Source organism: Spirosoma gilvum, from assembly GCF_054776815.1.
The window spans coordinates 169,158-194,775 of sequence record NZ_BAAHBH010000003.1 but is presented as its reverse complement, the minus strand read 5'-3'; the positions used below and the strand labels follow the sequence as shown (position 1 = coordinate 194,775).

General features: G+C 47.4%; 25 protein-coding genes. 12 read left to right on the top strand and 13 right to left on the bottom strand.

The window, feature by feature from the left end; translation table 11 throughout:
- Positions 1–124 precede the first annotated feature (124 nt).
- Positions 125–1,318: a class I SAM-dependent rRNA methyltransferase gene (locus tag ACYVFD_RS09165; RefSeq protein ID WP_461089605.1), complete on the bottom strand. Its 1,194-nt coding sequence runs from the start codon at positions 1,316–1,318 to the stop codon at positions 125–127.
- 154 nt (positions 1,319–1,472) lie between these two features.
- Between ACYVFD_RS09165 and ACYVFD_RS09160 the strand changes: the two genes are divergently transcribed.
- The 3 genes from ACYVFD_RS09160 to ACYVFD_RS09150 all read left to right on the top strand — a co-directional run bounded on the left by ACYVFD_RS09160 (position 1,473) and on the right by ACYVFD_RS09150 (position 3,181).
- Positions 1,473–2,342: a sugar phosphate isomerase/epimerase family protein gene (locus tag ACYVFD_RS09160; protein ID WP_461089604.1), complete on the top strand. Its 870-nt coding sequence runs from the start codon at positions 1,473–1,475 to the stop codon at positions 2,340–2,342.
- A gap of 67 nt (positions 2,343–2,409) precedes the next feature.
- Complete coding sequence (locus tag ACYVFD_RS09155) at positions 2,410–2,709, top strand: hypothetical protein (protein ID WP_461089603.1); 300 nt, start codon at positions 2,410–2,412, stop codon at positions 2,707–2,709.
- Positions 2,702–3,181, top strand: a complete 480-nt coding sequence (locus ACYVFD_RS09150; protein ID WP_461089602.1) for a PDDEXK-like family protein — start codon at positions 2,702–2,704, stop codon at positions 3,179–3,181. Before ACYVFD_RS09155 ends, ACYVFD_RS09150 begins: the two co-directional genes overlap by 8 nt.
- On the opposite strand, the gene ACYVFD_RS09145 is transcribed toward ACYVFD_RS09150, so the two are convergent.
- Complete coding sequence (locus ACYVFD_RS09145) at positions 3,178–4,191, bottom strand: zinc dependent phospholipase C family protein (RefSeq protein WP_461089601.1); 1,014 nt, start codon at positions 4,189–4,191, stop codon at positions 3,178–3,180. The two genes, ACYVFD_RS09150 and ACYVFD_RS09145, sit on opposite strands and share 4 nt — an antisense overlap.
- A gap of 103 nt (positions 4,192–4,294) precedes the next feature.
- On the opposite strand from ACYVFD_RS09145, the gene ACYVFD_RS09140 reads away from it, so the two are divergent.
- The 3 genes from ACYVFD_RS09140 (at position 4,295) to radC (ending at position 5,941) form a co-directional block, all read left to right on the top strand.
- Positions 4,295–4,693: a Dabb family protein gene (locus ACYVFD_RS09140; RefSeq protein WP_461089600.1), complete on the top strand. Its 399-nt coding sequence runs from the start codon at positions 4,295–4,297 to the stop codon at positions 4,691–4,693.
- A 103-nt stretch (positions 4,694–4,796) separates the two neighbouring features.
- The gene (gene rpsT / locus ACYVFD_RS09135; RefSeq protein WP_461089599.1) at positions 4,797–5,063 is read left to right on the top strand and encodes a 30S ribosomal protein S20; all 267 of its coding nucleotides are present in this window, start codon (positions 4,797–4,799) and stop codon (positions 5,061–5,063) included.
- Between the two features lie 182 nt (positions 5,064–5,245).
- A complete protein-coding gene (radC, locus tag ACYVFD_RS09130) occupies positions 5,246–5,941 on the top strand; it encodes a RadC family protein (protein ID WP_461089598.1) in 696 nt (231 codons plus the stop codon).
- 85 nt (positions 5,942–6,026) lie between these two features.
- On the opposite strand, the gene ACYVFD_RS09125 is transcribed toward radC, so the two are convergent.
- The 5 genes from ACYVFD_RS09125 to ACYVFD_RS09105 all read right to left on the bottom strand — a co-directional run bounded on the left by ACYVFD_RS09125 (position 6,027) and on the right by ACYVFD_RS09105 (position 9,465).
- Positions 6,027–6,605, bottom strand: coding sequence for a pseudouridine synthase (locus ACYVFD_RS09125; protein ID WP_461089597.1), 579 nt, complete (start codon positions 6,603–6,605; stop codon positions 6,027–6,029).
- Positions 6,606–6,671: 66 nt separating this feature from the next.
- On the bottom strand, positions 6,672–7,451 hold the full coding sequence (locus ACYVFD_RS09120) for an exodeoxyribonuclease III (RefSeq protein ID WP_461089596.1): 780 nt from the start codon (positions 7,449–7,451) through the stop codon (positions 6,672–6,674).
- A gap of 78 nt (positions 7,452–7,529) precedes the next feature.
- Complete coding sequence (locus ACYVFD_RS09115; protein ID WP_461089595.1) at positions 7,530–7,832, bottom strand: hypothetical protein; 303 nt, start codon at positions 7,830–7,832, stop codon at positions 7,530–7,532.
- A gap of 125 nt (positions 7,833–7,957) precedes the next feature.
- Positions 7,958–8,155, bottom strand: a complete 198-nt coding sequence (locus tag ACYVFD_RS09110) for a hypothetical protein (RefSeq protein ID WP_461089593.1) — start codon at positions 8,153–8,155, stop codon at positions 7,958–7,960.
- A gap of 89 nt (positions 8,156–8,244) precedes the next feature.
- Complete coding sequence (locus tag ACYVFD_RS09105) at positions 8,245–9,465, bottom strand: nucleoside permease (RefSeq protein WP_461089592.1); 1,221 nt, start codon at positions 9,463–9,465, stop codon at positions 8,245–8,247.
- 188 nt (positions 9,466–9,653) lie between these two features.
- Here ACYVFD_RS09105 and ACYVFD_RS09100 point away from each other — a divergent pair, with 188 nt between their 5' ends.
- The 3 genes from ACYVFD_RS09100 (at position 9,654) to ACYVFD_RS09090 (ending at position 14,232) form a co-directional block, all read left to right on the top strand.
- Positions 9,654–10,373 carry a DUF4292 domain-containing protein gene (locus ACYVFD_RS09100; RefSeq protein WP_461089591.1) on the top strand — a complete coding sequence of 240 codons (720 nt, stop codon included), beginning with the start codon at positions 9,654–9,656 and terminating at the stop codon, positions 10,371–10,373.
- A gap of 144 nt (positions 10,374–10,517) precedes the next feature.
- Positions 10,518–12,707: a M28 family peptidase gene (locus ACYVFD_RS09095; protein ID WP_461089590.1), complete on the top strand. Its 2,190-nt coding sequence runs from the start codon at positions 10,518–10,520 to the stop codon at positions 12,705–12,707.
- Between the two features lie 103 nt (positions 12,708–12,810).
- Positions 12,811–14,232 carry a vanadium-dependent haloperoxidase gene (locus ACYVFD_RS09090; protein WP_461089589.1) on the top strand — a complete coding sequence of 474 codons (1,422 nt, stop codon included), beginning with the start codon at positions 12,811–12,813 and terminating at the stop codon, positions 14,230–14,232.
- Positions 14,233–14,263: 31 nt separating this feature from the next.
- Here the strand turns inward: ACYVFD_RS09090 and ACYVFD_RS09085 are convergent, their stop codons facing one another.
- The 4 genes from ACYVFD_RS09085 to mutS form a co-directional block, all read right to left on the bottom strand.
- A complete protein-coding gene (locus ACYVFD_RS09085; RefSeq protein WP_461089588.1) occupies positions 14,264–14,767 on the bottom strand; it encodes a Rad52/Rad22 family DNA repair protein in 504 nt (167 codons plus the stop codon).
- A gap of 154 nt (positions 14,768–14,921) precedes the next feature.
- Positions 14,922–15,131, bottom strand: a complete 210-nt coding sequence (locus ACYVFD_RS09080; RefSeq protein ID WP_461089587.1) for a hypothetical protein — start codon at positions 15,129–15,131, stop codon at positions 14,922–14,924.
- Complete coding sequence (locus ACYVFD_RS09075; protein WP_461089586.1) at positions 15,118–15,588, bottom strand: DUF6932 family protein; 471 nt, start codon at positions 15,586–15,588, stop codon at positions 15,118–15,120. Before ACYVFD_RS09075 ends, ACYVFD_RS09080 begins: the two co-directional genes overlap by 14 nt.
- Positions 15,588–18,233, bottom strand: a complete 2,646-nt coding sequence (gene mutS, locus ACYVFD_RS09070; RefSeq protein ID WP_461089585.1) for a DNA mismatch repair protein MutS — start codon at positions 18,231–18,233, stop codon at positions 15,588–15,590. Before mutS ends, ACYVFD_RS09075 begins: the two co-directional genes overlap by 1 nt.
- A gap of 126 nt (positions 18,234–18,359) precedes the next feature.
- Here mutS and ACYVFD_RS09065 point away from each other — a divergent pair, with 126 nt between their 5' ends.
- The 3 genes from ACYVFD_RS09065 to ACYVFD_RS09055 all read left to right on the top strand — a co-directional run bounded on the left by ACYVFD_RS09065 (position 18,360) and on the right by ACYVFD_RS09055 (position 20,532).
- Positions 18,360–18,893, top strand: a complete 534-nt coding sequence (locus ACYVFD_RS09065; protein ID WP_461089584.1) for an RNA methyltransferase — start codon at positions 18,360–18,362, stop codon at positions 18,891–18,893.
- 71 nt (positions 18,894–18,964) lie between these two features.
- Entirely contained in the window at positions 18,965–19,420 is a 456-nt protein-coding gene (locus ACYVFD_RS09060; RefSeq protein WP_461089583.1) for a hypothetical protein, read from the top strand.
- Between the two features lie 287 nt (positions 19,421–19,707).
- On the top strand, positions 19,708–20,532 hold the full coding sequence (locus tag ACYVFD_RS09055) for a sensor histidine kinase (RefSeq protein WP_461089582.1): 825 nt from the start codon (positions 19,708–19,710) through the stop codon (positions 20,530–20,532).
- Positions 20,533–20,598: 66 nt separating this feature from the next.
- On the opposite strand, the gene ACYVFD_RS09050 is transcribed toward ACYVFD_RS09055, so the two are convergent.
- Both ACYVFD_RS09050 and ACYVFD_RS09045 read right to left on the bottom strand, forming a co-directional pair.
- Positions 20,599–24,363 carry a PVC-type heme-binding CxxCH protein gene (locus ACYVFD_RS09050; RefSeq protein ID WP_461089580.1) on the bottom strand — a complete coding sequence of 1,255 codons (3,765 nt, stop codon included), beginning with the start codon at positions 24,361–24,363 and terminating at the stop codon, positions 20,599–20,601.
- 111 nt (positions 24,364–24,474) lie between these two features.
- Positions 24,475–25,584 (bottom strand): Gfo/Idh/MocA family protein, encoded by a 1,110-nt coding sequence (locus tag ACYVFD_RS09045; RefSeq protein WP_461089579.1) that lies wholly within the window; start codon positions 25,582–25,584, stop codon positions 24,475–24,477.
- Between the last annotated feature and the right edge of the window lie 34 nt (positions 25,585–25,618).

The window sequence follows — 25,618 nt, the reverse complement described above, 5'->3', positions numbered from 1 at the left end:
TCGGCCGGGCTGGAGAGTACAGTCAGCACCCCAGTTAAGGGTCAAAATTAAGGGAAAGGAAATTAATAGTGAAGAATGAAAAGTATAGAGTGCAGAATAAAAGGTTATAAGCTATTCTTCACTTCTATTCCACCCACAACACCAACCCCTTCAAATACCCTCCTTCGGGGTGAAATAAACTGACGGGATGGTCGGCCGGTTGGCTCAGATGATGCAGTACGCGTACCTGCCGACCCGCTTCAATAGCGGCTGCCACAATCGTATTATAAAACAATTCGCGGTCGACTACCTGCGAGCAGGAGAAGGTAAACAGGATTCCCCCCTGGGCTACCCGTCGAAACCCTTCAGCATTCAATCGTTTATAGCCCTGAACGGCACGGTGCCGGGCTGATAAACTTTTAGCAAACGCCGGTGGGTCAAGCACTACCACATCATATTGGTGATCGTGTCCTTTCAGATAATGCATGACATCTTCCGCAAAGGCTTCATGGGGGCTGTTTTCGCCAAAGTTGGCGGTTACGTTCCGATTAGTCAGGTCAATAGCTTTCTGCGATACATCAACCGAATGAACGGAACTAGCTCCCGCTTTGAGCGCATAGACGGAAAAGCCACCTGAATAACAGAAGGCGTTCAGCACCTTTTTGCCGTGTGCGTACTGCGCCAGTAAGGCTCTATTATCGCGCTGATCCAGGAAAAAACCAGTCTTCTGACCTGTTATCCAATCGACTAGAAAGGTATTGCCGTTTTCCTGAACTGGATGTGGAACAGGTGTGCGGCCATATAAATAACCATTGGTAACGGTAGCGCCGTATTCATCAGGCAATGTATCGGCGCTTTTATCATATACAGCTTTCAGCTCATCGCCAAAAACAGCTTTTAGTGCGTCGGTAATCAGTTCCCGCTCCCGATGCATACCAATCGAGTGAGCCTGTAACACAACCACACCATTATACATATCCAGAATCAGGCCGGTACAGCCATCGCCTTCCCCATGAACGAGTCGATAACAGTTGGTATCACCTGTCACAATCGTTTGGCGAATGCTACGAATATGCGATAGTTTCTCTGTCCAGTAGGCCACATTGGGCACCACAGGCCCACCCGCTGTAGCCCCAAACGAAAACAATCGTACAGCGATACTACCATCGTGATAATGGCCCGTTGCCAGGTACCGCTGCTTATTATCATACACCTCAACGACATCACCATCAGCCACATGACCTTCATAGCGACTGATAGCCCGCGAAAACACCCAGGGGTGAAACCGACGAACAGCTTCATCACGCCCAGGCTGTAAATAAATTTTGGAAAAATTCATGCACAAAGATAAAGATCAATTGAGTGATTGAGTGATTGAGCGGTTGAGTGAAAAAATTGACGCAGGATTTCACTCAACCACTCAACCACTCAACCACTCAATCACTCAATCTTTTTCCCCATCTTTACACTTTCGCTTTGTAAACTTTCAACCTATGCAACGACGTAGTTTCCTTAAGCATACCGGCCTGCTTACGGCGGGTGCTTTAACCCTTAACCAAACCAATCTACTAGCCAACGCTCCTGCCAAGACGATTAATCCATTTGGTGCTCAACTTTACAGCGTCCGTGACGTGATGCCGAAAGACCCAAAAGGCGTTATGACACAATTGGCGCAGATGGGCTATAAACAATTCGAAAGCTACAGTGGGCCACAAGGCTTTTTGTGGGGCATGCAGCCGAAAGAAATTAAATCGTTCCTTGATGGGCTGGGCGTAAAAATGGTCAGTACCCACTTCAACTATCGGGCCGAAGTTGACAAGCCGGATCAACTCAAGAAAAGCATCGAAATGGCACACGATGCCGGATTGACCTACCTTCTTTGCCCATTTTACGGCCCGCAAAAAACCTGGGACGATTGGAAGAAAGTAGCCGATCAGTTCAATACGGTTGGCGAAGAGGTCAAAAAAGCCGGACTAAAATTCGGGTATCACAACCACGACTATTCGTTCCGGCCGCTTGATGGCAAACTCCCTCAGGAATTCCTGTTGGCTAATACTGATCCCAAATACGTGATGTTTGAACTGGATTTGTGCTGGATTGATGTAGCCGGTGTAAACACCGAAGAGCACCTTAAAAAGTACGGTAAACGCTACGAACTCTGCCACGTAAAAGACTATAAAGTACAAGAAGGCAAACCCGTCCAGAATGACCTTGGCAAAGGCAATGTAGACTTCAAGAAGACTCTCCGTATTGCTATGAACAGCGGCATCAAGTACTTCCTCGTCGAACAGGAGCAATACCCCGAGTCGTCGATTATCAGCATGAAAAATGACGCTGAGTATATGAAGCAGTTGTCAGTATAGGGGTCAAAAGAGAGTTGCTCGAAGCAACTCTCTTTTCTATTTTTGAAACACAAACTCTGTCCTAATTATGATGCCAATCGATATCTATGTAAATCGTCAAATGGATGGTATTACATTCAATATGTCCCCATTGACTCGTAAGAAGTTCTATGAAGAGTTTCCAAATGCCCATCCATCAGGCAGCGTTTTTGTTAATTATGATACGAAAGCGGACTTTGAAACATACCATAACCGTGTGGAGCGTTTTATTGTACCCATTTTATTAGGCATAGATGACGATGAATCTTTAGCAAAAATTGGGCAGATTAAGTTTATTGACCCTGCTACCGATATAACCCTATATACTTATTCTTTTTCGCATGAGTAAAATGTTTAATAACTATATCGGCAAAGCCGGGCAGTTATTTGCAATGTCAGAATTCCTAATGCTTGGATGGAATGTTGCAATTCCAGAGGTTGACAGGGGCGACGATATTTTTGTAGTAAAAGATGACAATGGCGAACTTCGAAGAGTTCAAGTTAAAACAGCTCAAGCTAAAGCAAAGCTAAATGGTTATAGAGTTCAGTTTTCCTTACCTCGTCTACAGCTTTTGAATCCACCAATACAATTTTACTTCTTCTTGCTGGTAAGACAAGAAAATAGATGGAGCGACTTATTTGTAATAACCGGTCAGGATTTAGCAGTTATGCTCGCCGAGCGATTAAAACCTGGTAGGGGAGTGAAGAATATAACACACTCTCTCGTGATGAATAGTCGGGCCGATAAGGTCACAGCTGGAAATACAGATTTTACAGTGTATCGCAGTATCAAGAATTTGTTTAGCAAAATTAACCACTAATTCTCCTCCCTCGCCGAAAACAACCGTTTCAGCCAATTTTTCTTCTCTTCGACTTCCTCTTTTTGCTCAACTTCTGTGAGTTGATAGTTCGCTAAAGCTCGTAAATCGGGCTGACCAGCATCCACCCAACAGGTGTACCAGAAATCACCAACCATCTTCACCGACGCCCGCATTTGTCGCTCGACTTGTCCTTTTAGTCGTTCATGATAGCGTTTTGAAAAATCTGCCGAATAAACTTTGGTGGTTATCCCATTTCGCTCCTCGAAACCAAATTTCTGTGTTTCGCCTACTTCAGTGGTTAGTTGCTGTTCAAAACGTAGCACAGAGTCCAGAGCGGCATTAGCGTTGAAAACCGCTCGCCAGGCTGCTTTCTGTGGTGAATAAACGTATTCGGCCTGCCCCGTTAGAAAATCATAGTCGACACTGAATAACTCTGGCAAGCGCGATTCCCAAAAACCATGAATCCCCTGTTGATTGCTTAACTGCCCATTATAATTGCGCGTGGTATGTAGCGGCACATTCGCATCGGCAATGTAATGACCCAAATCAGCCGCAACTCGCAAAATCCGGCGAACATCCCGCTCCTTGAAGGCTTCAGTCAACTGATATTTCGTAAGCTGAATTTGCCAGGGCACAATACCATGTAGCGCCAGCGTATCAGCCCCATAGCGATTCGTAGCTTCCTTATAATACCGGGGCAGTGTAGCTGTTGTAGTATCCGGGTAAGCATCCAGATCGATAAAATGACGCGGGGCTTCTCCAACCACAGCGTACCGTCGCTTATCAGGATTTACTGCATTATCACTCAGATAGGTTATGTACTTTTTAAAGAAGGGCATCATCTCCGTTGGTAGCGTAAAAACAGCCAGTCGATTGATCTGCTGATGGGCATAAAATCCCCAGACAGGGCGCTTTTGAGCCGATTTCCCCACCACGATTGGGTTACCGCTTACTAAACCCCAAAAAAAAATATTGGCTGAGATGAACAACCAAATAAATCTATAGTACATTTGATCAAACATGGTACTTTACAGCGAAAAATAGTAACTATTCAATTAAAGATCCATGTTACTCAGAACAAAATTTCGAAAAACAGAAAAATATCGAATAATCATGAATGCTAAATCAAAAGGGTACGCCCTTGTCGTTGTGTTGATGTGTGCGTTTGCTTTAACAATCTATGGTGCTTACTCACCTGCGCGGAAAGCCCAGAAACAGCAAATTGTGTGCATAAAATTTAAAAAAGGGGTCGAATCTCAAGCTGTTGAACAGCATATGAACGGTTTTGCGTCCCTAAAGCATGAAATTCCACAGATCGTCAATTACACATCGGGCAAGACAATTTTGCCAAATCAGGCGGTTTCTGATTATGACGTAGTACATTATCTTACGTTTCAATCAGAAGCTGATATAAAAACTTTTGAGAAGAGCGCAGCCTATAAAGAGTTCGTAACACAGAACCAGGGAATTTGGGAAAAAACGTTGATTGTCAACGCTGATATTCGCCCATAAGAATAGGATAAAGCAAAGAAATTCGACTGGAACCTTTGGTTGTTCCAGTCGAATTTCTTATTTTTGCGCCCTCATATCGCGACAACGATCTTATTATATACCAATGGCAAACCATAAGTCATCAAAAAAAGCAATCCGGTCGAGTGCCAAGAAGCGGCTCCAGAACCGTTACCAGCATGTTACCACCCGTAACATGGTTAAAAAACTCCGTGCTACTACCGACCACGCAATGGCCGTTGAGCTGTTCAAATCGGTTTCGTCAGCGCTGGATAAACTCGCCAAGCGGAACATTATCCATAAGAATAAAGCATCTAATAACAAGTCGAAACTGGCTCGTTTGGTTAATGGCCTGAAAGCTGCTAACGCTTAATTCTGACGGACTCATTCAGATTCTCTGGATTCTATCGATTCGTTTTATGCCATTGATAGAGTAGAGAATCCAGAGGACCAATTAAATTGTCCGGACACTTCATCTAAAACCTTACCTATTTGTGGGTAAGGTTTTTTTGTGCATTTTGTCGACGGAAAACGCTCCGTAACTTACTTGCACGAATGAACTACGAAAATTCCGGCAACATCCAAAGCTGGGCCGAAGAAGACCGGCCACGTGAGAAGCTAATGCTAAAAGGCAAAGCGGCTCTATCCGAAGCCGAACTGATTGCTATTTTGATCAACTCGGGTACGGTCGATCTGACCGCTGTAGACGTCGCCAAAATCATTCTCAAAAGCGTCAACAACAACCTCAACGACTTAGCCAAGCTCAGTATCAAGGATCTATCAAAATTTCGGGGTATTGGCGAAGCTAAGGCTATCAGCATTGTAGCTGCGCTTGAACTCGGTCGTCGACGTAAAGAACAGGATCGTCCGCAACGAGCCCGAGTAACCTGCTCACGCGATGCGTATAATGAAATGATTCCGCACCTGATCGACAAACCACACGAAGAGTTCTGGATTTTGCTCATGAACCGGGCCAATGAAATTCTTCGACCGGTGCAAATCAGTTCAGGCGGCATATCGGGTACTGTCGCCGATCCAAAAATCATTTTCAAACAGGCGCTTGAACACCTGGCTTCATCGATTATTCTGTTCCATAATCACCCCTCCGGCAATCTTATGCCCTCACAGGCTGACAAAGATTTGACTCGTAAGTTGAAAGATGCCGGACGAATTCTGGACATTCCTGTACTGGACCATCTGATCTTCACCGATAAAGCCTATTACAGCTTCGCCGATGAGGGAATATTATAAAGGTCATTCGGTGGTTATTTTTGGTCATTCATTGTCATTGATCGTGGCCCACCAAAATGAATGACCACAAATGACAACTGAATGACTATACATTCAACCCCCGCATCATCACCGACCGATTTAATTCACGGATTTCACCAGGTTGCATACCTTCTGCGGTAAGACTTTCAATGGCCCAACGCACTAGTCGAAGTGTCGGGAATCCGACGGCAGCGGTCATTTTTCGAACCTGCCGATTTTTACCTTCATGCAGTGAAATCGATAACCAGGACGTAGGAATGCTGGCTCGATAGCGAATGGGCGGATTTCGTTCAGGCAGCGCCGGTTCAGAGATAATCTGAGCGTTGGCTGATAAGGTATGATACGGTTTCCCATCCACGGAAATAGTCACGCCCTTTGCCAGTTGAGAACAAGCCTGTTCGGTCAATGCACCTTCCACCTGCACATAATAGGTTCGGTGATGCCGAAACTTAGGATTCAGCAGTCGATGATTCAATTGCTTATCGCTGGTCAGCAGCAGCAAACCTTCACTATCCGCATCGAGCCGACCAACGGGGTACACATCTTTCGGAAAATCAAAATCCAGATCAGCCAACGTCGGCTTTTCACCCTCCCGCGAAAACTGCGAAAGCATGAGGTACGGTTTGTAGATGAGATAATACATGGATTAATTTTGAATGATAGAGTGATAGAATGATTGAATAAAAACCGCTTGCGCCAGCCTATTCAATCATTCAATCACTCTATCATTCAAAATTGATAACCACACCGGACAATGGTCGGCGTGGACGGCGTCGGGGAGCATCTGGCAGTCGAGGATCTGGTTGCGGAGATTGTCGGTTAGGGATGCATAATCGATACGCCAGCCCTTGTTGTTGCTCCGCGCCCCTGCCCGATAACTCCACCAACTGTAGGAAACCTTATCCGGGTTTTTATACCGGAATCCGTCGGTCATACCCGAACCAAACCAGCTATCCATCCAGGCCCGCTCTTCGGGCAAAAATCCAGTTGTATTTTTGTTCCGAACCGGATCATGAATATCGATGGTAGTATGTGCAATGTTGTAATCCCCTACCACAATGAGCTTAGAGCGGGTTTTGCGCAGGTTATCGATATAGGTATAGAAATCGGCCAGAAATTCCATCTTAACACCCTGACGTACCTCACCCGATGTTCCCGATGGAAAGTAACAATTAAGTAAAGTCAGATCATCAAAATCCGTCCGAAGAATCCGGCCTTCGCAGTCATATACGGGTAATCCACAACCCAGCACAACGTTGGTAGGAGGGATTTTCGAAAAAGTTGCTACACCCGAGTAGCCTTTTTTCTCGGCAGCATGCCAGTGGTATTGGTAGCCCAAATCTTCAAACGGTTTCAGATCAACTACATCGGCAGTAGCTTTAACTTCCTGAAAACAAAGAATATCGAATGATTGATTGGCTAGCCAGTCGATCAGGCCATTACGCATAGCCGCCCGGATACCGTTTAGGTTGTAGGATATAAGTTGCATTATAAAGGAGAAAAGGGAATAAAGGGAGGAAGGCTAGGAATCAGTCGATTCATCTTGTTTTTTAACAGCGTCGATGATTTAAATATCGTTCAAATCCTTTGTACGACGAGCTAATACCTTTACCTCCCGAAGATCATTTATGTGTAAAAAGTAAATCGTATATCCTACTTTTGCCACAAACGCTTTAGCCCTTTGTCGACAAGCCTTATAATCAAGGCGATGATGTACTTGCGTTAATACATCCATTGGAATGTCATGGATTTTTATGACCTGGGACTGTGTAAAATCGACTGAACGCATAGCCTCAATATCACTATCTTCATAACCAAAAGCCGAAATAGCTTTTAAAAATCGATCTCTATTTTCCTGCGTTGGTCCCAATCAAACATCAAAATCTTCAGTATTTCGGCGAATACCATTTAGATACATGGCAAAACCTCCAATAATCACATAAACCAATTGATTATCGGAGGCACATTTCGTAAAGTCTAGAAAATCCTGATTTGCTACATCCATGAAGGCTTATGTATGGTCAATCGCTGATCTGTCTTTTTTTTAAGACCAAACATAATTCTATTTCGTGCCCGCATTTCCATGAAACGAACATATAATTCATCAGGAGTCAGGTCCATACCATCCCGTAAAAATTGGCGATATGGATCATTTAAGTCTTTATAGATTACTATCCGTTGTTTCTTTTCCATACACAAAAAGAAAAATGAACGAAAGGAGAACGAAAATCAAAAAAATATTGCAACCAAATCCTTCTTCACTTTCGTCCTCTTCTCCCCTTCTATAAATTTCCAGTCACTAATTCTCCTTCCTTTGCTTGTGTTTTCTGTTTATCCGTAAACAGCAGCACAAACAGAATCAGCACAACAGCGGCAATACCGGCCGGAACCAGCCATACGTTCAGCCAGTCTTTGGTACCGTCGGGCCGGGTGTACATGTCCAGCACAATACCCGAAATTTTGGAGCCTATGCCCATTCCGATGCCGTAGGTAGCAATGGAAATCAGCCCCTGAGCCGACGATTTGATTTTTTCACCCGCCTTATTGTCGGTATAAATCTGCCCCGTTACGAAGAAGAAATCGTAACATACTCCATGCAGTACAATGGCAATATAAAGCATCCACTCGGAGGATACATCACCATAACCGAAGCAGATAAACCGGACAATCCACGCAATCAGGCCGACGATCAGCATCTTCTTCACACCCAACCGACTATAAGCCAGTGGAATGAGCAGCATAAAAATCACTTCAGATGCCTGTCCCAATGACATTTTGTTCTCGACATTCTGCATACCGCCATCGGTCAGCGAGGGGTTAGCCATGGCGTAGTAGAATGAAAGCGGAATACAGATCAGCACCGACGACAGGAAGAAAATAGCAAAGGAGCGATCTTTAAAGAGTTTGAACGCATCCAGACCCAGAATCTGCGAGAATGAGCTTGATGTAGCGACTTTGGGGGGGGTGTTGGGCAGAAAGAACGAGAGTACACCCAGTATGGCGGCTGAATACATCGACAGTTGGAAGATCGTTACCTTATCGCCAAAGCCATAATAGCCAACAATGTTCGTTACGATGATCCATGCCACCGTACCCAATACGCGTATGCCAGGAAACTCTTTCTCCGGACTACTCATTTGCTGCATGGCAATGGATGAGGTCAACGCCAGGGTTGGGGCAAACGTAAGGCAATAAGCCAGAATCAGGTAAAAAAACTGACTAGAATCGGTGTTCTGCGTAATAAAATACAAAACGCCAGCGCCAAGCAGGTTTAACACACCCAGTACTTTCTGAGCAGCGAAGTAACGGTCGGCAATCATCCCAACAAAGAAGGGGGCAATGATCATGGCCAGCGAAAAGGCAGCATACGCATTACCTACCTGATCACCTGTGGCATGTAGTTCGGTTAATAGGTATTTACTCATCTGACCGTACCAGGCTCCCCATACAAAAAATTGGAGGAACATCATGACGGAAAGTTTGACGCGGGTCGTAGGCGACATTATCTATTTTATCATTTAAGGTTTCAACCGATGAAGGTAGCCAACAGCCGTCAGCCCTGCAAGCCGATAGACCGCTAAAGTTGCCGACTGTGCAATAATGTATCTGCATCTCCGTCGTTATAACGAAACTTGCACATACTTTCAGTACCAGAGTTCTATCTTTGGTTAGGTTCTGACTAAACTATTCCATGAAAAAACAACTGAAAACTCTTATTGCCCTGGTGGTGTTTCCGGCCTTAACCTTCGCCCAGACAGCCGATGAAGTCATTGACAAGAACATTGCGGCTTTAGGCGGAGCTGACAAAGTAACCGCCGTCAAAACGTTGCAGTATGATCAGAGTTTGAGCATAGCAGGTATGGATCTTTCGGGCAAAGCGTCCATCGTTGTCGGCAAGTCGATGCGTCAGGACATTTCAGTAATGGGGCAGCAAATCACTACCGTCGTTGACGGCGATAAAGGCTGGACCATTAACCCCATGCAGGGTGGCACAACCCCGATGGCCCTTCCAGACGACCAGGTGAAAATGCAGAAAGGGAATACCAACGTGATGGGCGCCGACTTACTGGCCGCCAAAACGCAGAAATACCCGGTTGAATTTGTCGGGAAGGAAAAGCAGGGCGACAAAGATGTCTACAATCTGAAAGTAACTCGCCCGGAAGGCGTTGCCAATTACTACGTTGATGCATCAACTTATCAAATTGCCGGGATGAAAGCCACCGTCAGTATGCAAGGCCAGTCGGGTGATATAAAGCTTAAATATGGCGGCTACAAAACGATTGATGGGCTTACCGTTCCAACAACGATCGATATGGAGACCCCAGGCGCCCCTGGACCGATCACGATAACGATATCCAATATCGCTTTCAACCCAACCATTGATCCGTCAGTCTTCGCAATGCCCAAGTAAGGTCTGTATTGTATAAAACCGATTTTTAACCCCAAAAAGAGACGTCCTAAAAACGTCTCTTTTTAGTTTACCAAATATCCATCGGCCATTTTGCAATCTTGCCATAGTAAATGTCGATATTTGAGAATCACCGACCTGATTATTATGAGACATTTACAACTACTCAAAACAACCAGCTATGCTTTTACGCTGCTGCTGGGCGTTGTTACAACGCAGGCGCAGAACTTATCAGGCTTTGTTCCTGCCCGGCAAGCGGCTCAAATTAAGCTCGAATCCGATTTTAAGACCAAGCAGTCCTCGGCTGCGTTTAAGACTCACCTCGAAAAACTAAGTAGTGTTCCCCACATTACGGGTACAAAGGAAAACGAGCAAGTGCGCGACTACATTGCCGAAACGATGCGCAAAGCAGGCTGGCAGGTCGATATCTACCCCCACGATGTACTACTCCCCAAAGGCCCTGGCGATATTGCCGTTGAACTGGTCGAACCGATTCGCCAGCCGCTGAATATCCGTGAGTTTCTCTTCAAAGAAGACAAGTACAGTACTGACCCACGCCTGACGCCCGGTTATAATGCCTGGTCGGGCTCAGGCGATGTGACAGCCGAAGTTGTGTACGCTAACTATGGTCGGAAGGAAGATTTTGAGCAATTGAAAGCCATGGGCATTTCAGTAGCCGGTAAGATCGTACTGGCCCGCTACGGCGGAAATTTCCGAGGCTACAAGGCACAATGGGCGCAGGCTGCGGGGGCTGTGGGCGTCATTATTTTTACCGACCCTGCCGATTCGGGCTACATGCGTGGGCTGACGTTCCCCGAAGGTCCTTATTACAGCGAAAGTGTGATTCAGCGCGGTTCATTACTCACCACACCCTATACTGGCGATCCGCTAACCCCCGGCGAACCATCCCTACCGATGGATGCTAAAAACACCCCCAAACGGCTCGATCAAAAGGATGTAGCTTTCCACAAAATTCCCGTTACGCCCCTCCCCTATGGCTCGGCCACCGAAATTCTGAAACGCATGACGGGAATTCAGCCAGTTCCGGCAGGCTGGCAGGGTGGTTTACCCTATACGTACCGGCTCGAAGGGGGTAGTGATCTGAAAGTTCGGTTGATGGTCAAACAGGAAAAAACTATCCAGCGGATTTATCAGGTCGTTGGAACGCTCACCGGGGCCGAATTTCCCGACGAATGGATTATTGCGGGTTGTCATTACGATGCCTGGTCGTATGGGGCAACAGACCCAAATTCAGGTACGGCAATGCTACTCAGTATGACCGAATCTCTTGGAAAACTGGCGAAGGCAGGGCAACGGCCACGACGCACGATCAAGGTCTGTCACTGGGATGCTGAAGAGCCGGGTGTGATCGGTTCAGCCGAATGGAGCGAGCAATTTCGGGATGAATTGACCCAGAAAGCCGTTGCTTACATGAACTACGATGCGGCTGTTTCGGGCCGACGATTTGGCGCCAGTGCGTCGCCTTCCATGAAGAAACTAATTATCGAAGCCACCCAGTCGGTACAATACCCTGATTCGAACAAAACCGTTTATCAACATTGGCTAAGCCATACGGCGGCTGGCAATCCTACTCGTGTAACGGGCTCTTCGGCACCAGCTACACTGGCAGGAGAGCCGACGATCGGCAATCTTGGTGGTGGCTCCGACCACATTGCCCCCTACATGCACATTGGGATTCCGGCCCTTAGTGCAGGTACGGAAGGCCCAACACTTTACCACTCGCAATATGACGACCTCTATTTCTACAACAAATTTGCCGATCCGACTTATAAAATGGGTCCGATGATGGAACAGGTTGTCGGTACGATGACCCTTCGCCTTGCCAACGCCGACCTGGTCCCCTACGATCTGGCCCGGTATCCGGCTGATTTGGAAGTCCATTTGAAAGCGGCCGAGAAAGCGATTCAGTCGTATGCGCCGAAGTATTCAATCGCTTCCTTACTAAATTCTGTCGCTGACCTAAAGAAGAACGCAGATGCCTGCGAAACCGCTCGCCAAACCTATTTGAAATCAGGTCGTACTGACAAATTGGTAGAGTTGAATAAAGAGCTACGGCTGCTGGAACGGTCGTTCATCGATCCGAAAGGCAACGCGTTCGGAGGCTGGTATAAGTCGCTATACGCATCCTCCGATCCGTACAGTGGTTATGCCTCCTGGATGCTACCAGGTCTACTCTACGAAGCCTCGTTAAAATCTACCACTAATTTGCCTGACTTGGAAGCGCGTTATAAAAGGGCAATCCAAACACTGAGCGATAAGCTATTGGCACTCTCACAAGGCATGGGCGCTCCGGCCAGTGTGGGTAGCGGAAAGTAAGTTCAGCCCTTAAACGACCCTGTCTATATGCATACCATCTTTCTGGTTTCTGGTTGGCAAACTTTTTGTTAAATAGTTTCCATCGGTGAAACAATAGCAAGCAATGATAAAGCATATAGCAGGGTTTAGTTTACTTCTAAGTTCCACACTCTGGAGTTATGGCAATTCAGCTCAGGCACAATCCATACGCTCCAACATAACGGTTGACCCTGTTGCAACAACTTGGGCTGATATGACGGTACAGATCATGACAAAAGCCCCTAAAAACACCCCTACCTATGGGTCTCGAGCCATCGGCTATCTGGGCTTAACCATGTATGAAACCGTTGTTTACTCGTCAACTAAGCACCGCTCCATCATTCGAAGTTTATCCGATACACTAGCGCTGCCTACACCCAACCTTAAAAAGGTCTATTGCTGGGAATTAGCCCTGAGTGCTGGTCAGGCCTACATGCTCAAAGCCTTGTATGGGTATACTAAAAAAATGCAGCGTATCGATTCGCTCGAACAAACGATACACCAGCAATATGCAGTCAAGTATAGTCCGGATGTCGTGGAACGTTCTGAACAATACGGCCGGGCAGTAGCAGCCAGGATTTACGAATGGTCAAAAACCGATGGCGGGCATGAAGGCTACCAGCGCAACTTCCCAACCGACTACGTTCGTCCGCAAGGAAATGGAATGTGGGTTCCGCCAGTTATTGGTCAGTCAAATATTAAGATTCCTATGCATCCGACCTGGGGTCAGAACCGTACCTTCTCTCTGCGTAATAGTCATTTACCGCTACCTAAGCCATTAACGTATTCGACTGATACAGCCAGCGCTTATTACCACTACTACAAAGAAGTATATGATCGCAAGCAAAGACTGACAGAGACCGATCGGGCTACGGTTATGTGGTGGGGCGATGATCCCACCGAAACCTGCTCCCCTCCTGGCCATTCGTATAATCTGGCAACTATTGCGATCCGGGATAGCCACGCTAGTCTGGTAAAAGCCGCTGAAACCTATGCCCGTGTTGGTATGGCCGTTGCCGATGCGTTCGTTTGTTGCTGGAAAACTAAATTTACGTATATGGTTGAGCGACCATCTTCATTTATCCAGACAATAATTTCCGGTACTCAACCATGGCAACGATGGCTTCCTTTTTTCCTGGAGCCGCCTTTCCCGTCCTTTTATTCAGGCCATGCCGTACAATCGGCGGCCACTGCCACTGTACTAACTAATCTGTATGGCAATGGCTTCTCATTTACCGATTATACACACACAAATCGGCTCGATATGGAGTACCTCGTCCAAAATCCCCTACCAAGCAAAGTTGAAGATGCGGAAGAATTTGTGCCTTCGTTCACGACCCACAGGCTCAAGTTCCAATCGCGGCATTATAAGTCCTTTTGGGACGCTGCCCAGGAATGTGCCGAATCACGATTGATGGGCGGCATACATACCCGCTACGATAACGAGGTAGGCTTAACCGAAGGAACTAAGATTGGAAAGAACATTAACGCCTTCCGATGGCATTAGTTCATCGGAAGGCTCACTATACATAACTTGTTTAAGCGGCTCTGGGAGCGGGCTTGGCGTGTTCGGGTTTCAGCACCACCACATCGCGAACCGTACCACCGGCATTAATCTTGTCAACCATTTTATCCAATAGAGGGCCAGCCCAATCCGGAATATATTTATCCGTAGTTTGAATCAGCACCTTAGGAAAATCATACAGCGATCGGCCGAGTCCAAACTGAACCGCGCAACGTTTCATGGCGTCGCTGATACCACCTTTTACCGGCTCAACGGCTGTCCGGCTGGCTCCGTCTGTTTTTCGAACGATTTCGCCACCGGGTAACACAACCGTTATCGTACACAGAAAACCACCTTCGATTTCCTTAATTTCGTTCTGCCAGCTCGCCCAGCCAAACTGTTCATCAAAACGCTGCATAACACAACGGTTGGTGATATACGGTACGACCACTATTTTCTGGCCGTCTTTAGTCTGGCTCTGTACACGCCACTCAATTTCCTGCACCGTCAGTGGCGCATTTAATACGCTTAAATCCATTTTTATTGTTGTTTACTTTATTAAGTTGATGCGTAATAAGTATACAAATCGTACTATATCGGATACATATAATGTTTCTAGATCTGCATACCATTTATTACTATGATTTTTGGTATTGATACCTCTTTTTTAAGTCTACAATGAGGCCGACAATTTAAGCGGCTATCTGCCAGGGAGTTTCTGTCACTTTCGACAATAAATCCTGTAGTTCGGTATTAAGTCGTTGCTTAATTTCCTGGAACTGCTCAATCATAAATGTATTAGCCTCTTCGGCTCTCTGGTGCCGACGAATAGCATCATTCATACGCTTGATGTGTTCAAGCGTATGAAACAACTGTATTTCCAGCTCATCATTGATTTCCATAGTCGAATTGCAGTTCAATAATTCCCTTGGGTCGTTTCCTTCGATCGGTTCTTAGAAAATGATACCAATCTAACTCGTCGGCCCGGCTAATCTCAAATTTTGGGTGATTAACCGGAAACACTTCCACAAAATAACAATCTATCCGACCGATCCATTCTTTTTTTAGCTGCTTTAACTGGTCGACAATTTTATTAAACTCGGAATTAGGCACAAAAACGATCACATCAATATCTCCTGGCTTTTCTTGCCAACTAATAAAGCTTCCGTCAATCCATTGCCGATGGCTAACATGTAAAATACTATGCAACGCATTTAAAAAATGCTCATAATCAACCAACAACTGCTCTCGATGATCTCCTTTTCCAAATAACTGCGCAAATACCGACCAGCTTACTGAAACAATATCATAAGGTTGTAGGTAGCCATTTCGGTCAAATTTCAATGATTCTTCTTCCATCACTCTACCAATTTCAGCAGCTCATTCAGCTTTAATAGTGCTTCAATTGGGGTAAGCCGATTGACGTCAATCGTTCGGAGTTTCTCTTTGATAGCTTCGGACTTGGGATCGCCCGATTCGATGATGCGAAGGGCCAGTTCACGCTCCTGGGGTACGGCTTCCCGAATCTTTTCGCGGTTTGTTTCCCGGCCGTGTGACGATTCCAATTGTTTTAAAATCTCGCTGGCCCGATTCACCACTTGCGCGGGCATACCGGCCATTTGCGCCACGTGAATACCAAAGCTATGCTCTGATCCGCCTTCTTTCAGTTTACGCAGGAAAATTACCTTATTGCCCATTTCCTTCACCGCCACATTGAAGTTTTTGATCCGGGGGTTATCGGTAGCCAGATCGTTCAGTTCATGGTAATGCGTGGCAAACAACGTCTTGGGTCGACAATCCGTTTTATTGTGCAGGTATTCGGTTATTGCCCAGGCTATCGATACGCCATCGTAGGTGCTCGTACCCCGCCCGATTTCATCCATCAACACCAGGCTCCGTTCGCTGAGATTATTCAGAATGCTGGCCGTTTCGGTCATTTCGACCATGAACGTACTTTCTCCCCTCGACAGGTTGTCGCTGGCACCTACCCGCGTAAAAATCTTATCGATAATACCGATTTCAGCCAATGAAGCTGGTACAAAACTTCCCGACTGGGCCATGAGCACGATCAGAGCTGTTTGTCTTAATAAGGCTGATTTACCGGCCATATTTGGTCCGGTAATAATTATGATCTGCTGGGTTTCGTCGTCCAGATAAATGTCGTTCGGAATGTACGGTTCGCCGGGGGGCAGTTGCTGCTCTACGACTGGGTGCCGACCATCTTTGATAGTCAACACCTTACTTTCGTTGATCTGCGGACGAACGTATTTGTTCTTTACCGCAATCCGGGCAAACGACGACAGGACATCCAGTACCGACAGTACACGGGCATTCTGCTGAATAGCCCCAACATACTCACCTGCCGCTATCACCATCTCATTGAACATCCGGGCCTCGATCTGGAAAATCTGCTCCTCAGCGTTCAGTATTTTGTCTTCGTATTCCTTTAGTTCGGGCGTTATATAGCGTTCCGCATTCACCAACGTCTGTTTTCGAATCCAGTCTTCGGGCACCCGGTTCTTATGAGCGTGCGTTACTTCGAGGTAATAGCCAAATACTTTGTTGTAAGCTACCTTGAGCGAGCTGATGCCCGTTCGTTCTACCTCGCGTTCCTGTAACTGTAATAAGTAATCTTTCCCCGAATAGGCTATCGCCGTCAGTTCATCCAGGTCGGCGTTTATACCAGATTTAATCATACCTCCCTGGTTGGAAAGCGTCGGCGGGTCTTCGCGAAGTTCAGCCTCGATTCGATCCAGCAGAAACGACACGGGATTTAGCTGATCAGCATATTTTTTCAGCGAAGGTGATTCCGTCTGACTTAAGGCCGTAATGAGCATTTCCTTGATCGGCAACACATGCTGCAGTGACCGTTTCAGTTGGAGTAATTCTCGCGGATTAATCCGCCGAACGGCCACTTTTGAGACCAGCCGTTCCAGATCGCCAATCTGTCGTAGATGATTCACCAGTGTGTCGGTCAGGTCGAGTTCATTCACCAGCAGCTCAACCATGCTGAGCCGCTCATCGATCAAGGCTTTTTCTTTCAGGGGCAGACTCAGCCACTTACGGAGTAGTCGTGCGCCCATAGGCGTAACGGTCTGATCGAGAATTTGGATGAGCGGAACGCCCCCCTCTTGCTGGGCTGCCGTCAGTTCAAGGTTACGAATGGTGAATCGGTCGAGCCATACGTAGCGGTCCTCTTCGAGCCGCGTCACTCGGGTAATGTGCTGAAGATCTTTATGCTCCGTTTCGTTCAGATAATGCAGGATTACCCCAGCCGCAATGATACCATCGGGCAAACCCTCGATACCAAAACCTTTTAGTGAAGTGGTCTGAAAATGCTGTTTCAGAAAGTTGTAGCCAAAGTCGTAGGTAAAGGCCCAGTCTTCGAGCGTAAACGTGTGAAACTTATCGCCAAACAAAGCGCCAAACTCCTGCCGGTTGCGCTTGCAATACAGCACCTCCGACGGATTAAAACTTTGTAATAGTTTATCGACATAAGCCGCATTGCCCTGTGAAGCCAAAAACTCACCCGTAGAAATATCCAGAAACGACACGCCAAACTGATCGTCAACTTTGCCGAAGTGAACAGCAGCCAGGTAATTGTTTCGCCGGGTATCGAGCACATTGTCGTTGAATGAAACACCTGGTGTTACCAGTTCCGTAACGCCACGCCGAACAATCCCTTTGGCGAGGGCGGGGTCTTCCAATTGATCGCAGATGGCTACGCGTTCGCCCGCCCGGACGAGCTTGGGAAGATGCGTATCCAGCGAATGATGCGGAAAACCCGCCAGTTCTTCGTTAGAACCGCCGTTGTTACGTTTAGTGAGCGTAATACCCAGAATCTTACTGGTTTTCACGGCATCTTCGCCGAAGGTTTCGTAAAAATCACCGACCCGAAAGAGCAGCAGCGCGCCGGGGTATTTGGCCTTAATCTGGTTGTATTGGCGGTTAAGAGGGGTTTCGTTTTTCTTCGTTTGTGGCTTTGCTGCGGTGGCGGTTTTCACTGATTTTTGCTGGATTGTATTAAACAAATCTACAAAAATCTGGTGACATTTACGGTATACAGTTGATAAACAAATGCCTGCGTAGCGTTTAATTTTGCGGCTTCCAGTTTATTTAAAATCTGCTTTATGCCTCCTCGCAAACTCTCGCTTGAAGAATTGAATCGCCTGTCGGTCGATGATTTTAAGCAAGCCGAAAAATTCCCATACTGTCTCGTTTTGGACGATATACGTAGTCTCAACAATGTGGGTTCAGTTTTCCGAACGGCCGATGCCTTTCGGGCTAACAAGCTCTATCTATGTGGCATTACGGGCCAGCCCCCTCACCGCGATATTACCAAAACAGCTTTGGGTGCTACTGAATCCGTAGCCTGGGAATATATACCCGATATTATCAGGCTTCTCCAGCAGTTACGAACGGATGGATGGGTGATTGTTGCCGTCGAACAGGCGGAAGGAAGCAAGCTGTTGAATGATTTTGCACCAGACTCAAACAAACCGTACGCTTTTGTGTTGGGTAATGAGGTAACGGGCGTTCGGGATGAAGTGGTCCAACTGGCCGATGTCGTGTTGGAAGTTCCACAATATGGCACAAAACATTCGCTCAATATTGCCGTCACAGCGGGTATTATCTGCTGGGATTTCCTGCAAAAAAGCCGGTGAAAACTTAACATTGGATTTTTGACTGTCCAGATAATTCCGTATTTATTTGTAAATTTTTCCTACCAAGTCATATGGCAAACAAGACCCTGAAAACCAAGCAGAAGTCGCTGGCTTCCGAGATCGTAAGCACGATTGAAAATAAACTCAGCGAAGCCGGTGAAGCCACCAAGAAAATGAAAAAATCCATCGAGAAATCGGCGGAGAAACTGGCCAAAAAGCTTTCTAAATTGATGCATAAGGCGGAGAAAAAAGCGGCTAAACCAGTTAAAAAGACCAAGAAAGAAACGTCAAAAGCTAAAAAGAAACTGGTAAAAGCCGAGGCAAAGGCTGAACAAACCGCCACCAAAGCCGTTGACGCCGTAGCCAAAACAACTGCATCTGCTGGTTCTAAACCAACACGTCCAGCCGCTAAACCAGCCGCTGCCAAAACGACAACACCTGCCAAAAGCCCACGAACAACTCGTGCCAAAGCGCCTGAGACCAGCACACCAGCCACTACCGAACCAGTAGCCGATAACGCTCAATAAGCTCGCTGTTCTATACCATTTCATGAAAAGCCCGTATTAAACGGGCTTTTTTGTTAAAAAATATTGCTTTTTAGGATATTTTGGTGTGACATTTACGTAACTGCTTCGTCCATTTAAGGTAAATTCATTATTGGATTTTGCCTTTGTCTAACCCATAAAAGGAATTCAGCAGTATGCTGCCACGTCCAACTTCTTTTCTGCTTGTAACGCTTGCCATTCTATTGGCCCTTGTAACAGTCGGACTTGTCGGTGGAAGTTGGTTATTAGCCCATGAAAACCCGCAAACTATGAACTCAGCCTTACAGGGAGCGAGCCTATTTATTCTGGTTCTGATAGTGCAGGGATTAATTGGGGGGCTGATCTGGTGGTTTTTACGGCGACGGCAGCAGCCGCCTACTCAAACAGAGGTTTTGCATTCTATTGTCCATGAATTTCAAACGCCCATTTCAGCGATTCGAATGGCGGTCGATATTCTAGACTCACCTATCGCCCGAAATCATCCCGAGCGAACAGATAAATATGTTCGGATTATTCGTGAAGAAACCGAGCGGCTGCAACATCAGGTCGAAACAATGCTTACATTGGCCCGGGCCGATCGAAATACGTTAGTCTTAAATCCTGAACCAGTTCATATACAGCACCTGCTTCGTTCCATTGCGGAGCGACATGGCAATTACTTAACCCTACAGTTAATCGCTACAGACACGTACATACTGGCCGATCGGTTGCACCTGACGAACGTATTGTATAACCTGCTCGACAATGCCATTAAGTATAGTGCCGACGAACCGGTTATTACCTTACATACCAAAGCAGATACCGACGGCCTGACGATTACTGTTCGGGATAAGGGGGTAGGTATTCCACCAAAGCTGGTTGCCCAGATTTTCCAACCATTTTTTCGGGTTCATGACCGCAATCAACCCAGCGTGAAAGGATTTGGCTTAGGATTGAGCTATGTGCAACGAATCGTTCAGGCACACAATTGGACAATTTGGGTAAAGAGCGCGGTAGGTCAGGGAAGCGAGTTCATGATTCAAATCCCCCCAAAAGCAATTCTGCCCTCGACAGAGCAAGGGCAGATAACAAGTTCAAAAAAGGCAAGAAATTAATCGTTTCAGGTTTCAAGCTAGTCGACACAAGGTGCATTGATCAGTCAACTTGAAACCTGAAACACTTTATTTGGCATTCACAGCCTGTTCAGCTTTCGTCACTTTCATGACTCCGTTCATTATACGCCAGTGGCCAGGGAATGTGCACACAAACGGATAGTCTCCGGGAGTGGCCGGTGCCGTAAACTTCAGACGGTATGTCTGGTCAGGATTCACCAACGGGGTAGCCACAATGACCTGCGGGATTGAGGGCACATAGTTCCTTTCAGCCCCATCTTTTGCCGTAATGAGTTTGTCGGCTGCCGCTCCAATGATCTCCATACTTTTAGGCTTGCCAATCACCAGATTATGCTGCATGGCGTCGGGGTTTTCCAGAACGATTTCGACTTGTTTACCCGCTGTGACCGTAAACTCCTTCTTATCATACCGCATCTCTTCGCGCACCGTTTTGATTCGTACGACTTCTACATTCGGGTCAACAGGCTCGGCTTTAGTGATTCCCCACAGCTCGTATAGGCGATTCAGGCGGCTGCTATTATCGGCCGACACCGAATTATTCAGACTCGCCAGGAAGGATTTATCCGCTTCCTGAACCGTGGCTTTTTGGCGCGGGTTCCAGCCTTCGGCCACGCCTTTTACAATGGCCTCTTTTTGGGTAGCATCCAGTTTTTGCGTCTGTTTTAGTACAGCAACTACCTCATCGATAGGGGCCACTGACGCATAGCTTCGTATGGCCCGTTCAAGTGCATAGGCGCTCAGGCTCTGCGGAGCGCGGTAGGTCAGGGTAGTCGTCGTATTATTATTCTGCTCATTGCTTTCGGCAATTTTATTTTCCCGATCAAGCATAGCTGTGATCGCATACTGCCCTGCCCGCTCAAATTGAACGGCCATATCACCCACCCAGGGGCCATTGTTCGACTTACTGATGGTTACGGTTTCACCTGGTTTAATACCCGTGTTATGTGTAACGCTGACAAAATCAATTTTAGGGCCATCAACAGACCCTTTGGGGCCCTCGATCCGAACTGATAACGGAATCGGCGTTCCCTCTGGAACGGCTACTCCGCCCGCATTCATCACATCCACAAACAACAAAGCCCGTTCGCGAACCGAAGGTGATTCGGGTGTGGTACGAATGGCCTTAATCACCAGATCGGGCTTATCAGTGGCCGAGGCTGTAATCGTAGCAGGCTGGCTGGAAGCGGTTCCGTGGTCGTGATGACTCATATCGTGCGTCTGCTGGCTATGTCCTGCCTCCGAAGTCGCTAATTGAGCCAGATAGGTTTTCAGCAGACGGCCATCGTTTGCCGTCAGCGCACAGGCAAATGCATCGGGCAACCAACGGTCATTTGCTTCGGTCGCTTTCGCCAGACGAGTCAGAATGGCATTATCTACTTCAGAAGACGCGGGCACCTGCGACAGTGCTAATAATGAATTTAGCACAACCAGCGGCTCTTGGTCCTGTAGCAGATTGTTCCGCAGAATGGCCTGTGCTGCATTAGAAGCGGGCATTACCTGAACAGCGGTTTTACGTACGGCCGAAGCGGGATGCTTAAGCGCACCGGTCATAGCCTGCATCACGTCGGGCTGACTGGCGGCACCTAATCCCTGTAACGTCCACAAGGCATGAATGGCGGCAGGGTTATTACCAATTTCGTCCAATGACTGATCGTTTACCAGGGCAACGAGTTTCGGCACAACGTCTTTGTTTGCTCGCTCGATCAACAGCCGCTGGGCCGTCATCCGCCAGAACATGTTCGTATTTTTCAGCGCAGCAATCAGTTCATCCGGGCGGTCTTTGCTCAAGGCCATTGGTGTATAGGCCGGTGCATTTTTATAGCCAACCCGGTATATCCGACCATGGGTAAAATCCCGGAGCGGGGTCTCATAGGCATTACCCGAACCGTTTGTAGCACCTTTGGGCGTCGGATTGTGCTGAATAATGAAGCTGTACCAATCAACGACCCAAACTGCTCCATCGGGACCTACCTCGGCAAAGACCGGTGCAAACCACTCATCGGCACCCGCCATCAGATTGAATCCGTCAACATCTTCGTAGTCGGTGCCCGACTTTTTCATCACATTCTGGTGCAGAATATGGCCGGTTGGCTCGGACACGAAAGCCACTTTATTCCAATACTGTTGCGGAAAAGCACGGGCAGTATAGAAATTATGCCCGGCGGCTGCCGTAAACCCACCAAATACATCCACCTGTCTTACTTTAGGGGTAATGGGTTTCATATCTTTATGGGTATCGGTACTGCGGCTACCATTTTCGCGCAGGTGCGGGGCTCCGTGGAAATAATTATTCGGAATCGCCATGTACCAACCGTGCGAATTATTGGCTGTCGATCCGAAAATATCGCCGGTTTCGGTAAAGCCCAAGCCCCAGGTATTGTTGGAGGTAGCGGTTACATATTCGAGTTTCGAGCCATCGGGTTTGAACCGGAAAAATCCCTGGCTAAACTTGACACTATCGGCCCCGACTTTACCTTTAAAGCCCGAGTAGCCAACGCTTCCCCAAATCCAGTTATCGAACCCATAATGCAGGTTGCTGGGTCCGGCATGGGTATCGAACGTACCAAAGCCCGTAAAGAGGATTTTTTTCACATCGGCCTTATTGTCGCCATCAGTATCCTGTAAAAACAGCATGTGTGGTGCCTGCGACACATACAGCCCACCATTGGCAAACACCATCCCGGTCGGGATGCTAAGTCCTTCGGCAAAATTGGTAAACTTATCGGCCTTTCCATCCTTGTCGGTATCCTCGCAGATCACAATATAATCGGAACCACCTTCGGGCTTACGCTCGTTCGGATAATCCTTAGTGATGAGCGCAAATAACCGGCCGCGCTCATCCCAGGCCATCGCAATGGGGTGCATCACGTTGGGCTCGTGGGCGAATAGTTCGAGCGTAAAATCGACCGGGACCTGAATATGTTTCATCGACTCTTCGGGCGAGAGGGGCTCCTGCTGCAATTGCGCTCCAGCTCGTTTTTCGTAGTTCGGCAGGTTCGCTTCGTGATAGGCAAACGCCTGCGGTTTCAGATCGTCGTGCAGTTTCTTTACCTTGTCGCCTACAGCCCAAAGAATCCCCCGTTCCAGTAATTGTTGAAACCCGGGCTGGCTCCACGTACGCTCGTCGTGTCCATAAGCGGTGTAAAATACCCGGCCTTTGCCGTACTGACGCGTCCAGGTGTAGGGTTCTTCTTTCTGGTCGGGACGGTCTTTTGTCTGATCGGCTTTGATTTCCCGTACAGCCAGCACATTATTATCGGCCTGTAAATGGCTGTGCAGGTAGGTTTCGTCGTAGGCTTTAAACGACGGCAAACCGGCTACAATGGCATTATTCGGCTGCGTAAAACGAGTTTGGATGGTATCCATCCGATGCCGCCAGAACTGTCCGCCAACTACTTTATCGACGTACTCCGGCGAATTGCGGAAACAATAGGATGCACAGTGAACCGGAATGAGCCCATGCCCCGACGATACATAAGCCAATAATGCCTGCTCCTGCGGCTTAGGGATACTATCCCAGTTGGCATAGATCAGCAGACCATCGTACTTGTTCAGGTTATCGGCATTCAGGTCTTCCAGCTTATCGGTATAGGTAATGTTGATTCCCTTATCGCCGAGAGCTGCCATCAGTTGCGGAACGCGTTCGATGGGTCGATGGTGGCCATTGTCGCCCAAAAACAGGATTTCGGTCCGACGAGGCTGTTCTTTACCTGATGCTCCGCCAGTTTGTCGGACAGAGGTTTGGGAAGCCGATTGGCGGGCGCACTGGGCAAGAGCGACTATAACTCCAACGGCGATGAGTAGTTTTTTCATGTTAACCAAAGGAAAAGGTAATGAGAAATGGATAATGAATACTGTAGAATGAATAATAGAAGGATTTCTCCCACATTTTCCATTCTACAGTATTCATTATCCATTTCTCATTTAGTTAAAATCAGGCAATTGAATGAGCTTGCCACCCTGTAGCGCCGACTCGTGCGCCAAAATTCCCACGCTTGTCCAGTTAGCCGACTGAGCCGCGTTGGGGAATGGGTCGCGGTCTTCAATGATGGCCGATATAAACTCATGCACCATATGCGGATGCGACCCTCCATGCCCGCCCCCCTGCGTAAACGACAGGTGCTGTTGCTCATCGGCGTCATACACCCCTTTGGTCGTAAACCGCTGGATAGGCTCAGGCAGGTAGTGTGCGTAATCAGGAACCGTTACTTTCTCAGGAATTTCCGGCTCCGGTTTTTTAGCGGTATGAATCACCGGTAGCTCTTCCTCGATCAACTGCCATTCAAACGACTTTTTATCGCCGTACACTTCAAAGCTTTCCCGGTACTGCCGCGCTACATCGAACAGTGAGCGATAGACATAAGCTGATAAATCGCTGTCCTTAAATTTAATATGCGCCGATTCAACGGCAAAGGGCGAATTGTGAATTTTGGCCAGTTCTTCCCGAATGGTGCCCGATCCAAAGCAGGATACATACTCAGCTTCGAGTTTGAGCAAACCGGCTACAGGTCCCACGCAGTGCGTAGCGTAGTGCATCGGTGGTAAGCCAGGCCAATAATCAGGCCAGCCGTCCATATCCTGTTGGTGACTGGCTTTCAAAAACTGCACTTTACCCAACTCACCCTTTTCGTACAACTCCTTGACGAACAGAAACTCGCGACTATACACCACCGTTTCCATCATCATATACTTCTTGCCCGATTCTTTGGTAGCCTTCACAATCTCCATACAATCCTCCACGCTGGTAGCCATCGGCACTGTGCAGGCAACGTGCTTACCAGCGCGCAACGCTTTCAGGCTTTGCTCGGCATGATTCGGAATGGGCGAGTTGATATGCACAGCATCAACAGCCGGATCAGCCAGCAACTCATCGTAACTACTATACCGTTTCTCGATACCATAGGCGTCGCCAATCTTGTTCAGACTCTCGACGTTCCGCTGGCAGATCGCATACATGTTGGCATTCGGATGCCGCTGATAAATTGGAATAAATTCGGCCCCAAATCCAAGGCCCACAATGGCGATGTTTAACATAAGTAAAGAGCGAAAGAATGAAAGAGTGAAAGAG